The sequence below is a fragment of the Swingsia samuiensis genome, assembly GCF_006542355.1.
GTDB lineage: Bacteria > Pseudomonadota > Alphaproteobacteria > Acetobacterales > Acetobacteraceae > Gluconobacter > Gluconobacter samuiensis.
This window is the reverse complement of record NZ_CP038141.1, coordinates 1,896,951-1,909,666: the sequence shown is the minus strand read 5'-3', so window position 1 is coordinate 1,909,666 and position 12,716 is coordinate 1,896,951. Positions and strand designations below refer to the sequence as shown.

The 12,716-nt window shown below is 44.2% G+C and carries 13 protein-coding genes; 6 read left to right on the top strand and 7 right to left on the bottom strand.

What is annotated here, in order from left to right:
* Window positions 1–70: 70 nt before the first annotated feature.
* A complete protein-coding gene (gene bioB / locus E3D00_RS09045) occupies window positions 71–1,111 on the top strand; it encodes a biotin synthase BioB (protein ID WP_141461890.1) in 1,041 nt (346 codons plus the stop codon).
* Window positions 1,112–1,163: 52 nt separating this feature from the next.
* On the opposite strand, the gene E3D00_RS09040 is transcribed toward bioB, so the two are convergent.
* From E3D00_RS09040 to E3D00_RS09020, 5 genes are read right to left on the bottom strand one after another with little or no spacing between them, the layout of a single operon-like run.
* Window positions 1,164–1,925, bottom strand: a complete 762-nt coding sequence (locus tag E3D00_RS09040; protein ID WP_141461888.1) for a hypothetical protein — start codon at window positions 1,923–1,925, stop codon at window positions 1,164–1,166.
* Window positions 1,922–2,878 carry an MlaD family protein gene (locus E3D00_RS09035; protein ID WP_141462454.1) on the bottom strand — a complete coding sequence of 319 codons (957 nt, stop codon included), beginning with the start codon at window positions 2,876–2,878 and terminating at the stop codon, window positions 1,922–1,924. Before E3D00_RS09035 ends, E3D00_RS09040 begins: the two co-directional genes overlap by 4 nt.
* Window positions 2,878–3,606 carry a P-loop NTPase family protein gene (locus E3D00_RS09030; RefSeq protein WP_141461886.1) on the bottom strand — a complete coding sequence of 243 codons (729 nt, stop codon included), beginning with the start codon at window positions 3,604–3,606 and terminating at the stop codon, window positions 2,878–2,880. Before E3D00_RS09030 ends, E3D00_RS09035 begins: the two co-directional genes overlap by 1 nt.
* Before the next feature lie 6 nt (window positions 3,607–3,612).
* Window positions 3,613–4,422 carry an MlaE family ABC transporter permease gene (locus E3D00_RS09025; protein WP_141461884.1) on the bottom strand — a complete coding sequence of 270 codons (810 nt, stop codon included), beginning with the start codon at window positions 4,420–4,422 and terminating at the stop codon, window positions 3,613–3,615.
* On the bottom strand, window positions 4,419–6,737 hold the full coding sequence (locus E3D00_RS09020) for a cache domain-containing protein (RefSeq protein ID WP_141461882.1): 2,319 nt from the start codon (window positions 6,735–6,737) through the stop codon (window positions 4,419–4,421). Before E3D00_RS09020 ends, E3D00_RS09025 begins: the two co-directional genes overlap by 4 nt.
* Before the next feature lie 187 nt (window positions 6,738–6,924).
* Between E3D00_RS09020 and ygfZ the strand changes: the two genes are divergently transcribed.
* Together ygfZ and hisI are read left to right on the top strand one after the other, a co-directional pair.
* Entirely contained in the window at window positions 6,925–7,740 is an 816-nt protein-coding gene (ygfZ, locus tag E3D00_RS09015; RefSeq protein WP_141461880.1) for a CAF17-like 4Fe-4S cluster assembly/insertion protein YgfZ, read from the top strand.
* Window positions 7,737–8,150, top strand: coding sequence for a phosphoribosyl-AMP cyclohydrolase (hisI, locus tag E3D00_RS09010; RefSeq protein WP_141461878.1), 414 nt, complete (start codon window positions 7,737–7,739; stop codon window positions 8,148–8,150). The genes ygfZ and hisI overlap by 4 nt, the downstream gene beginning before the upstream one ends.
* Before the next feature lie 5 nt (window positions 8,151–8,155).
* On the opposite strand, the gene fghA is transcribed toward hisI, so the two are convergent.
* Both fghA and E3D00_RS09000 read right to left on the bottom strand, forming a co-directional pair.
* Entirely contained in the window at window positions 8,156–9,001 is an 846-nt protein-coding gene (fghA, locus tag E3D00_RS09005) for an S-formylglutathione hydrolase (protein WP_141461876.1), read from the bottom strand.
* Between the two features lies 1 nt (window position 9,002).
* Entirely contained in the window at window positions 9,003–10,118 is a 1,116-nt protein-coding gene (locus tag E3D00_RS09000; RefSeq protein WP_141461874.1) for an S-(hydroxymethyl)glutathione dehydrogenase/class III alcohol dehydrogenase, read from the bottom strand.
* A 123-nt stretch (window positions 10,119–10,241) separates the two neighbouring features.
* On the opposite strand from E3D00_RS09000, the gene E3D00_RS08995 reads away from it, so the two are divergent.
* The 3 genes from E3D00_RS08995 (at window position 10,242) to E3D00_RS08985 (ending at window position 12,690) form a co-directional block, all read left to right on the top strand.
* Window positions 10,242–11,120, top strand: a complete 879-nt coding sequence (locus E3D00_RS08995; protein ID WP_141461872.1) for a bestrophin family protein — start codon at window positions 10,242–10,244, stop codon at window positions 11,118–11,120.
* Window positions 11,121–11,168: 48 nt separating this feature from the next.
* Window positions 11,169–11,756, top strand: coding sequence for a CarD family transcriptional regulator (locus E3D00_RS08990; protein WP_141461870.1), 588 nt, complete (start codon window positions 11,169–11,171; stop codon window positions 11,754–11,756).
* Window positions 11,757–11,889: 133 nt separating this feature from the next.
* Window positions 11,890–12,690: an SDR family NAD(P)-dependent oxidoreductase gene (locus E3D00_RS08985; protein ID WP_141461869.1), complete on the top strand. Its 801-nt coding sequence runs from the start codon at window positions 11,890–11,892 to the stop codon at window positions 12,688–12,690.
* Window positions 12,691–12,716 lie beyond the last annotated feature (26 nt).

The following is a 12,716-nucleotide window of genomic DNA, read 5'->3' as shown; positions in this document are numbered from 1 at the left end:
GCGTGATAATGAGATGGCACGTCAGAACCATTTTGGGTAGGTGTGACGCAATAACGTTGGAGATTACAACATGACGGCACCAAAAGTCACACAATCAGACATCCGCCATGATTGGACAAAAGAGGAAGTCGAATCCTTGATTCGCCTCCCTTTCCCTGAACTCATGTTCCGAGCGCAAACCTTACATCATCGGTATTTTGATCCGACAAAAGTGCAGATTTCTACACTCCTTTCAATCAAAACAGGTGGTTGCCCTGAGGATTGTGCCTATTGCCCTCAAAGTGCAAGACATGAAAAAGGCGTCAAAGCTGAACGTCTCATGGCAGTTGAAAAAGTTTTAACCGAAGCACGCGCCGCCAAAGCTGCAGGTGCAGGTCGATTCTGTATGGGAGCAGCGTGGCGCTCACCTAAAGAGCATGATTTAGACGCTGTGTGTGATATGATTAAAGGCGTCAAATCCCTCGGGCTTGAAACATGCGTTACGTTAGGGATGCTTAACACAAATCAAACGCAACGCTTAAAAGACGCTGGGCTTGATTATTACAATCATAATCTCGACACGTCTGAAGAATTTTACGACACCATCATTTCAACACGGACCTATCAAGAGCGGTTAGATACACTCGCCAATGTTCGCGATGCCGGAATTAACGTGTGTTGTGGTGGCATTGTAGGGATGGGAGAGGATCTTTCAGATCGTGCTGGCTTGTTAGCCACTCTTGCTAACCTCCCTAAACATCCAGAAAGCGTTCCTATCAACTTATTGGTAAGAGTTGAAGGTACCCCGCTAGGAGATGCGGAAGAAGTTGATCCGATTACTTTTGTCCGAATGATTGCCACTGCACGTATTATGATGCCTCAAAGCCACGTTCGCTTAGCTGCTGGCCGTGAAAACATGACTGATGAAGCTCATGCTTTGTGTTTCCTTGCTGGAGCAAATTCTATTTTCTGTGGAGAGAAACTCCTCACAACACCCAATCCGGCAGAGCATCGAGATAGACAGCTTTTATCTTCTCTTGGAATGACACCAATGGTTCAATCCGAAGAAGATATGGGATCTCTACGCCCTCAAGTGGCGACAAACACCACAACGGAAGCTTTACACGCATAAAAAGCCTAGGGCATTTTATCATCATAAAATGCCCTAAAACTTTTTCTAATTCTTATTTCTGCGCGCTTAAATTTTCCTGTTGCCGTAAATTTGCAGCTTCTTGCATATTACCCATTCCTTCTGCTGCATACGCCCCAATCAGTAATGCATTGCGCATCCCGTCATAATCCAAGGCATCTCGTCGCTCCTGCACCAGCTGCATAGCTTGCGTTAAAGCCTGCGAATAATGATGATCTTTAACATCCAGACGAGCCGACAACTCTTGATAATCCAGACTAATTGTCGTTTTTCCTTTAGCCGGACTTAGCGCCTCTTTCATTTGGGCTAATAAATTTCTATCTCCTAGAGCATCAGCACTTATTCCAGCGAGATAAGCCGCTTGATCGTGCGTTGACCCATCCGATGATTTCAAAGCTTTTAAAGAAAAACCTTCTGCCATCACCCAATTTTTCTGTTGTGCGGCGGCGGCGGCTTTAATGAGATAAAAATCCAAATTATTATTATAATTATACAAGCTAAGCGTAGCTAACGTTTTATCTACTTCTTGTATGGCCTGTGCCGGTTTCTTCTCTCGGACAAGAGAGGTTGCCAAATTAAACCCTGCATCATGTATTTGCTGAGGATCGGCTCGCAGCAAAGCACGCTTCATTGCTGCTCGATATTGCATTTCGGCCTGATCGGGGTGTCCCATATCAAAAACACTCCGGCCAGTCTCCATTGCATCTTCATATTGAGAATCAGGCTGTTTGCCGGAATTTCCAGATGAGCAACTCGCAAGAAGCAAGAAAAAAGCTCCACAAACTGTATATCTCATGGTTTTACCGCTTGTGCTGGAAGACGCTGTGACGAAGATTTTGCACTTCCACTTCCCCCAAGGATCCAAAGCCCTCTTATTTGATCCATTAACTTCCGCAAGCTATTCGCACTCGCTTCTGCTTGGGTTAATAAAGTAGGAAGCTGGGCTGTAGCATCATTAACATGACTTAACGTCTGATGAACTTGTGGCATATCTTTCCGCAAGGATGCCGTCGTCGCACGGACATTCTCAACGGTGCCGTTTGCATTCTTCATAACGATGTTTAATTGATTTTCTACAGGTTTCAACTTCGCAATCGTATCGTTCAGATTTTCTAAAACTTGGTTCGCATGCTGAAGAACCGTATCTTTATAGAGAAGACCACCCACAGTTCCTTTCCCTGAGTGCATATCTGTCAGCATATCATTCAGCTGCTTCGTCATTTGCTGAACATTATTCATAGCAGGCAGCAAAAGACCACGAAGATCAATTACTGTTTTGGTAATGACATCGGCAGGGTTAGGTTCAACCGTCGCATTTAGAACAGCATACCCCCAATCAAGAGGTTGGCCTGCACCTCGGCTCAATTCAATGTAACTTGCACCCGCAACGACAAAACGGTGTCGAATTACAGCAGAACTATCTTGACGAATGAAAGGAATAAACTGAGGCTCTATCTCACCTTCTGCATACATATGTCCTTCCTGGTTCAAATCCAGATTACGAATTTCTCCAGCATGGACACCCATAATTTCAATATCATTACCAATCGCAAGGCCTGCTACACCACTCTCTGGCAAAACAAAATGAATCTTCTTTTCTGGTGTAAGCCATTTTTTGAGCAAACCAGCTTCTGTCAAAGCTCCTGCAAATAAAATGAGCGCACCAAGAACAAGAAGGCCTACCCATTCATCTGCATACCGATTTTTAAAAAGAGGACGAGCACTATCTACACGACGTATCCGAAACATCACGACCTCTTCTTGGCAGAAACCAATCCATCATCCATAAGACGCAACTGAAAAGTTGTATCCTTTTTATAGTTTTTCCACCCCTTGTCATCAGGGGCTAACCAAATAACAGCACATCCTTGATTACGCACTTCAGTCAACATCTCTAAAAAAGCTATATTCAAATCTTCTGAAGCATTCCCCATTGGGTTTTCCAATAATAAAAGCGAAGGATTGCCCAGAAAAGCCCTCACACAATCTGCGCGAGAACGATCTAATGCCGTCAATTTATTAGGAACATCAACAGGGAGCCCCGGCAAACCAAATTTTATCCCTAATTTCACGGCACGCTGTATTAATACCTTCTCCGGTATTTTTGTGTGGTATAATTGAGGCCACAGAATGTTCATGTGTGTTCCATAAAGGTCTATCCATCCGCCATTAGAAACAATCCGGCCTACTCGCCCTCTTAACGCAGCTTGCCTTTTTTCATCCAAATCTGCCCAATCCAAACCCATACACCGGATTTGTCCTTCTGTTAGGTCAACAAGCCCAAGACACATATCCGTAAATTTAGCAGCCTGCTGAACATCCTTGCTTTCAATTAAAACACAATCTCCCGGATTGAGACGTAAGTTATAACGTACAGAGGATAAGCCACCCTCATCAAATTGAGGGCGCGCATCAATTAATTCTAGAATAGGATCTATAATCTGTCGTTCATTCTGGTAGTCGTTATTCTCTGACATAACCGATTATAACCAAACGCTTAAAACAACATTGATAATCATAATCGATAACATTCCACGCGCAAAACCTCGAGGCATCAAAGAAGCGAGATCATCATCTGTTGTCGTATCAATCCCTGATAAACAACAACAAATACCAACGGCAAATCCACTAAAAACAAATTTTGCAAAAATAGAAATATAATCAATTAAATGCATGCTACTTGTCACTTGGTCGAGAAAGGACCAAAGCGACATTGTAATAACGCCTTCAGCTCTACAAACAACATATCCCACTAAAAGTGCTGCTGAACTAAATATAACCCCTAGAGTAAAACCTCCAACTGTCATTGCAAGGCTTCTGGGTAAAATGAAAGCGAAAAAGGGATCTATCCCCATCCCCATTAAGACCCTCATTTGACCACCAGTACTCAGCATACCAAGCTCAGTTAAAATCAACATCCCCGAACGTCCGAGCAAAATAACACCCACAAGAATAGGTGCAATTTCTCTTACGAGCACAGTCGACAAAATAGACCCTGTAAGCTGTGCCATCCCTGCAAAACCAAGCCAATAAACAGCTTGAGCAACAATTCCAAAACCCGTTAACCCTGCCGTTACTAGAACACTGAGTAAACCACCGCCAATTGCTTGCTTAAGCGTCGACCAAAACTCAATTCTTACCGTCCTTCGCCATGATGTTGGAAAAGCTGCTTCACGCATGACCCCCCATGAAACACCGATCAACATAAGCGTAAATCGCATTTGCGAACGGGAAACGGCTCCCAAACGCTGCAAAAAGTTTCTTACAAAAGGAATTTTGTCTAAGAAACTCATCGACGCCCTGCCAAAATAAAGCTTCTCGTTACCCCTGTTCCGGGCAAGTAAAAATTTCCTCTAGACCGAAAGAGGAAATGATCCCTTAATTTCATGTAAAACTGTTCAGAAACTTTAATTGTTCCTGCATCTTGAACGCTATTTGCCAACAATTCAGCCGTATTAACGGCCTCTCCCCATATATTAAAAACGGCAGGGTCTTTTCCAAGCATTGCCGCCATTACGGGACCAATATCTAAACCAATACTAAATATTGGGGCCATATCTGCATTCGCCAAAAGGGTAAGGCTAGCTTCTCGGATGGAAATCGCCACATCTGCAAGGCGCAACACCATATTCGGATCTGGTTCCATGGAACATTCCCCAATAAGAACCAAACGATTGCTAATCACTTGTGCCGAAAATAGACCCGCATCCCGAACAATATCTTGCACTTTTTCAGCCAAGGCTGAAACAATAGACATCCCCGTGGCTACGGCTTGTTTTTGCGTTACAATATAAGGATCCGAAAAAATAATAACCATTACCGGCACTTGTGGATATACACCTGACGGAACAAACTGGTCATTATTTTCCTCTGGCATGTGAACCAAGAAACCTTGGTCATAACGGGTTTCTTGAAGATCTTGATGCAAATCCTCACGATCATTTTCTATTGCGCTCGTCTTTTCTATCGCGTGAGAGAAACGTACCAACGCAACAGAAGACACCATGGCTATAATATGATCCATGGAATTAATGTGGCTTGGATCTTCCAAAATAACGACACCAACAGGTTGATGCCCATGCATTATGGGGTGAAATACTAACTTGTTCGTATCTGCTAGTTTCATCACAACGCGCTGAAAGAGCATTGTTCGTTCATCTGAAGCCGCATCATCAATTACAAGCGGATATCCTTCTTTCAAAACATCAAAAAGCTGCGCATTATCCCGCTGAAGAATTTCTATACCCGTACTATGAACATCTTTAGCAGCGTCAAACATATCTTCACACAGCAACCGTTCGCCATCGGGTAATAACCGCCACAAACTTGCTCTGCGGGCGCCAGTAGCGGACGTCAATGTTTCAGTTAAAATAGGAACATCTGTTGAGCTATCGAAAAGATCCGGCGTATTTGCAATTTCATATATCGCCGCATCTTCTCCTCTGATTTGTTCCCGCGTCTGATCCAGTAGTTTTTTAAGACCATCCACTTGACGCCCACGAAGGATCAACCCCAACGCGAGCACACACGCAAGGCTTACAACCAGAACTGAGAAGATTATGGTTTGTTTACGATCGTTTACTTCGAAAGCCGAAAAGTCACTTTCAGGAGCATTAATCAATAATACCCAGTGACGATGTATAGACGTTGTTTCCGTCGCGATTGTTACATAATTACGGCCGCGAGAATTAACGATACCAGGGCCTGATCCCTTAATTCGAAATTCATTTAGCGCTCTTACAAAAACAGGCTGTGTGTCAGGGTCAAGCTTCACCTTCGATGGATCAAACCCAACACTTTTTCGCAACGCTTCCGCATTATGGCCAGCAATAATATGGCCCTGCATGTCAACAATAACGGCCTGCCCACTACGCCCCACCTGCAAGTGGTTAAGAAAGTCAGTTAATCGATTCAACGAAATATTAATTGCAAAAACAGCTTGGTGACCATCGCTCGTACGGAAAGCTATGGATGCCGTTATAATAAACTGGTGTGTGGCCATATAGGCGTAAGGATCTGTCCAATATAGGGCTTCGTCCCCTTTTCCCGCACGCTCAACAGCTCCACGAAACCATGGCTTAGATGATGGTGGAGCAGATGCAGGATCAAACCCAGTTCCTTTGAAAGTGCCCTTTTGATCTACGTACACATGGCGGTAGACCATTTGACCATTTTCTTTTTGCAAATGTGTTTGATCGTAACCGTCGCCATGACGAATGACCAACCAAAACTGCCCCTGATCATTTGCAAGATAGAAGCTGTCAACTTGCGGCATATGGGCCAGCATGGAGCGCCCATACAGCATAAATGTTTGTGGCACTTGATCCGTTATCGGATCCAGAAACATATCATTCGCTATTCCAGCGCTTTCCATAGCCGGAGAAATATAATTATTCAGCTCCTGAGCAATATAACGCTGCAAATTTCGAAGCAAATCAGATGACAACGAAATAACCCCATTTCGTGTGGATCTATAATTATGTAAACTTATAGCGCTGATTGTTGCAATGACTAGGACAACCCCCAAAACCGGCCCTAAAAACTGCCAAATTCGTCGACGAATATTAGCTGGGCTACGCGCCGGATCGATGATTTCTGAGCCAGACAATGCCAATCAACTCCCAAACAATTTCTTAAGGCTGATATAAAGTAATTTTTTTATTATCTTCTACTCTTCCTGCGATCGCAATGCATAATTTTCTCTCTCCTCATTTAATAAATACCCCATCTATGATATATTTCATAAATCATCTTACCGTCCAAAATATGTTCTAAATAACTTAATATAGAAATTTATGATTGAACTCCTCCCCGACCGCTCCGTCCTAGCCATCACAGGCACAGACCGAACCTCTTTTCTACAAGGGTTAGTCACCAACGACCTCACATCCCTTACAGAAAATCGCTGTATATGGAGTGCACTCCTCACCGCCCAAGGGCGATGGCTTAGTGAGTTTTTCCTTTATAGTACATCTTCTGAAATTCTTATGGACTGCCCCTCATCTCATGCAGAGATGCTGATAAAACACTTATCACGGTTCCGCTTAAGAGCTTATGTTCAAATTAAATTAACGGACTTTCTGGTTATCGTTGGCCATGATGCCCCTCCTCCTAAAGACATCATCTTAACCGCTTCTGACCCACGATTACCTAACGCAGGTTGGCGAGCAATTCTTCCTCAGGATCAATCCCCCTCCATTCCATCAAACACCACACAATGGATAAAACATCGCCTAAACCTAGGCTTGCCCGATTATGTCGATTTCATAAGTGAAAAAACACTTCCTTTAGAAGCTAACATGGATCTGTTGCACGGAGTTTCTTGGTCTAAAGGCTGTTATATGGGACAAGAATTAACAGCCCGCACACACTATCGTGGCCTACTCAAACGCCGCCTCCTACCTGTTACACTCACTGAAGGCCATTTCCCTGAGGCGGGAGGAACGCTGATGATCGCAGATAAAGAAGTGGGAGATATTCGCACACGCAGCGGAAACCAAGCTCTTGCCCTGCTTCGCAAAGAAGCTTGGGATGCCCCAAACCTTACTTATAACGAAACACCTGTTTCCGTCTTATGGCCCGAATGGTTCCCCTTGGAGATGCGTTCATGACTTATACAGCCCCTTCATCCAACACAATTGACAACATCATTTCTCAAACAAAATTTGATGACAAAGGCTTAATTAGCGCTATCGCACAAGCGCCTAATGGCGATATTTTAATGCTCGCATGGATGAATGCAGATGCATTAAAAGAAACGCTATCAACAGGTCGAATATGTTACTGGTCTCGTAGTCGCCAAACGCTTTGGCGAAAAGGAGAAACGTCCGGCCAGCAACAGCACCTCCTTGAGGCACGTATAGATTGTGACATGGATGCAATCCTGCTCATTGTAGATCAGAAAGGAGTAGCCTGCCATACTGGACGCCGCAGCTGCTTTTACCACGGCGTCACCCCAAGCGGCTTAAAAGACACTTCTCAACCAGAAATCAGTGCAGAAGAGCTATATAAAAAAGCTTAACGATTTTATCCTTTTAAACCTTTTACATGATGCTCAATATGGTCATGAATAAAGCTTTGGATAAACCAATAGCCATGATCATATGCCTCATGTGTACGAACCTGCAAACGCTGCCCTGTCTGTTGGGCAGCGGCGACTAACGCATCCGGCTTTAAGTCCGCTAAATATTGATCTTTCAACCCCTGATCCAATAAGATTGTCGAAGGGGGCTTATACCCATTTTCCAATAAAATCGTGGGGTCATATTCTTCCCATTTTTGTAGATCCCCTCCAAAATAAGCATCAAAAGCTTTTTTACCCCATGGAATACGGCTTGGAGCGCATATAGGCGCAAAAACCGAGACCGTTTTCCAACGCTCTGGGTAGCGCAAAGCTTGAATAAGCGCGCCCATTCCACCCATAGAATGCCCAATGATACCCCGCCGCGTTGCGTCAAAAGGAAAAAGGCTCTCCGTTAAAAGAGGTAGCTCTTTTCCAACATAGCTCTCCATACGATAATGCTTGGACCATGGTTCTGCTGTTGCATCCACGTAAAATCCAGCACCGCTCCCCAAATCGTAATCCTTATCTTCCCCCTCAATTCCCGTATTTCGAGGGGAAGTATCAGGGGCAACGACCCCAATACCATGCTGAGCTGCAAAGCGGATAATGTTCGATTTTATTAGGAAGGTTTCGTAATTTGCCGTTAACCCTGCAAGCACATGAATGACCGGAACGACTTTCCCTGACAAAGCCTCTTGCGGGAGAAAAACACCCAATTTTGCACCCACCCCAAGTTCCGACGATTGATGCTCCAAAAACCGTACGACACCATCAAAACAAGCATGTTCGCTTAATGTTGTGACTGTCATTTTAAAACTCCACAACCGTACGAATGCTTTCACCCTTCTCCATCAGCTCAAAACCATAATTGATTTCTGACAAAGGTAATTTATGTGTAATCAACGCATCAATATTTACGCGGCCTTCCATATACCAATCCACAATTTTTGGCACATCCGTTCGACCACGTGCCCCACCGAAAGCTGAACCTATCCAACGGCGCCCTGTCACCAATTGAAATGGACGTGTACTAATTTCCTGTCCGGCACCGGCAACGCCGATAACACACGATACACCCCAACCGCGATGTGCGCTTTCAAGGGCTTGGCGCATTAACGTCACATTACCCACACATTCAAAAGTATAGTCTGCACCACCACCAGTCATCTCAATCAAATGACCGACAAGATCTCCATTAGGTCCTAAGTCTTTTGGATTAACAAAATCCGTCATGCCAAAACTACGGGCAATTTCTGCACGCTCTGGATTAAGGTCTATCCCGATAATACGGTTAGCGCCTACCATCTTCGCCCCTTGAATGACATTTAATCCAATGCCACCAAGTCCAAAAACAGCAACGGTTGAACCTGCTTCAACTTTAGCCGTAAATAAAACGGCACCAATGCCTGTTGTTACGCCGCAGCCAATATAACAAACCTTATCAAACGGAGCATCGGGACGAATTTTTGCCAAAGCAATTTCTGGCAAAACGGTGAAGTTCGCAAATGTGGAACATCCCATATAGTGATGAACTGGCTGCCCTTTATAGGAAAAACGAGACGTTCCATCCGGCATAAGACCTTTACCCTGCGTCGCCCGAATAGAGGTGCACAGATTGGTTTTGCGCGACAAGCAGGATGGGCATTCACGACATTCAGGCGTATATAGTGGAATAACATGATCCCCAGGGCGTAAATGCTTTACACCAGCCCCAACCTCACGCACAATTCCTGCACCTTCGTGGCCCAAAATAGCTGGGAACAACCCTTCAGGATCTTTGCCAGATAACGTATATTTATCTGTATGGCATAAGCCTGTTGCTTTGATTTCAACAAGAACTTCCCCTGCTTTAGGCCCTTCGAGTTGAACTTTATCTACAATCAATGGTTTACCTGATTCTATAGCAAGCGCTGCTATCACATCCATCGTCTTCACCCTACAAGCTGTAATAAAAACTTCTTATCCATACACATAGCCGATCACGGTGTAATATGTAAAAAAAATCTCACCTCATAACCTCTAAACTTCTAACCCTTAGGAACTACAAATTTGATCGTTCAACGCAAACATGGCTTAGCCATTCTGTTGCAGGAATCTGCTCCTCCTCTCATTATCCTAGCGTTGTGGGATGTGTTTGTTGTCGTCCTTTTCCAAGTTTACCATCAAGTATGGATGGAGCAGCCAGCTTTACCTATTTCTCTGATGGGGTCTGCCTTGGCGCTTTTCTTAGGTATGCGCAACAATGCAGCCTATGCTCGTTGGTGGGAGGGGCGCACTCTATGGGGGGCCATCACAAATAATTGCCGCTCTTTTGGTCGAGAAGCCGCATCCCTTCTTGATGGAGCCCCCACGATCGTCCAATCAATGGCGGCATACCCTCATGTTCTAAGAGCAGCCCTGCGCGGCGAACCTCTCCAAGCCGATAGCCTCAATCATTTATTATCGCAGGACCTACAAAAGAAAATTTATTCTTTCTCTAATCCAGCGAATGCCCTTCTCTATGAAATTGGTCTTGCTGTAAGCCGCGAAGTAAAAGAAAAAAATATTGATGGTGCCGTTCACGGAACGGTTGATCGTATTTTATCTGATATTGCCAATGCACAAGGTGGCTTGGAACGTATTAAAAATACACCATTACCAGTACAATATTCTATTTTACCAGAAATCACGACCCATCTGTTCTGTATTTTACTTCCTCTTTCAGCTGTTCAAACCCTTGGATGGATTACTCCTCTTGGGTCAAGTGTTATTGGTCTTCTTTTTCAAACACTCGATCGGAGTGGACGCAACCTTCAAGAACCCTTCAAGCCCGGCCCGCATGCCCTTCCCATGAAAACAATCGCACGGACGATCGAACGCGATCTCCTTCAACCGATTGGAATAGAGCCACCCCCAGCTATTCAACCGACCAAAGGGGTTCAACCGTAATATTATAAAAGCAGGACAGGATAAGGTTTTTATGTTACTATACTGTACATGAACACCTTTAAGACTCCTCCCCGGGGCGGTATGACTGATGAAATGGCGCGTAAAGCAGCCAAAAATACCGCCCGTCAAAATGATCCAGAACAAGCTTCAGACCCATTCCGTGAGGGAGACTCAATTGTCTATGCCGCTCATGGAGTGGGCCGTGTTGATAAGATCGGTATGGTTGAAGTCGCAGATACCATGATCGAAATGGTACAAATTTCTTTCCCTGGCAATCAAATGACATTGCGTATCCCACTTGCAAAAGCACGCAAGGCTGGACTGCGCAAAATTGTCACGCGGGAAATTGTTGACAAAGCCATGACCGTTATCAAAGGAAAGCCTCATGTCAGTAAAGGCATGTGGGCTCGTCGTGCGATCGCTTATCAAGAGAAAATCAACTCTGGTGACCTTATTCAGATTGCTGAAGTTTTACGTGATCTCCGTAGAAACGTTGACAGTTTAGACGGAAGCTTCTCAGAAAGGAAACTCTTTGAAGCGGCTCAAGAACGTTTTGTTGCAGAAGTTGCTGTTTTAGAAAATACTGATCCAAACGAAGTATTGCAAAAACTAACAGAAGCAATGAAAGCTGCTTAAGTTCCATTAATATCCATGGTTACCTTAATTTAATAATAAATCATGGATATTATTTCCTACGAGAGGCTATACAGTTCACACTGTATTGGCTTATTTAGTTGATCTGTAACTTTCTAGTGAAGGAGAAAACTCTATGACTACTCCTTATAAAAACCGTTTTGCTGGCAAAAAAGTTCTCGTTACGGGAGCTTCTCAAGGTATCGGTGAAGCAATTGCTCTTCTTTATGCAGAAGAAGGCGCACAAGTTGCTTTAAACGGACGTGATGAGAAGAAACTGATTGCCGTTCGTGATAAACTCCCAAAAGTCGATGGTGGTGAACACGTTATCGCAGCGGGTGATATCTCTAAAGAAGACGATGTCCGTCGCTTAATGCAAAAAAGCATTGATGGCATGGGTGGCTTGGATATTCTTGTCTGCAATGCAGGGTATCAAATCCCCTCTCCTTCAGAAGAAATTAAAACAGAAGACTTTGAAGGTGTTTTATCTGTTAACGTTACAGGCGTTATGCTGCCATGTCGTGAAGCCATTAAATACTGGCTGGAAAACAAGATGGAAGCTGCGATTGTCGTTAACTCATCAGTCCATCAAATTATTCCTAAACCTCACTACCTTGGCTACTCTGCCTCCAAAGGCGCTGTAGGCAATATTGTTCGCACACTAGCTCTAGAATATGCGAGCCGAGGCATTCGCGTAAACGCAGTTGCTCCTGGAGCGATTGTTACGCCAATTAATATGTCTTGGATCAATGACCCTGAGCAATACAAGAATGTAGCGAGCCACATTCCAATGAAACGCCCAGGTGAAAGCCGTGAAATCGCTGATACAGTGGCTTTTTTAACAGCAAAAGACAGCACCTATATTACCGGACAGACCTTATTTGTTGACGGTGGGCTAACTCTTTATGCTGACTTTGAAAAGAACTGGTCTTCGTAAGGTCTAAGATCTATTTTTCAGTTTTA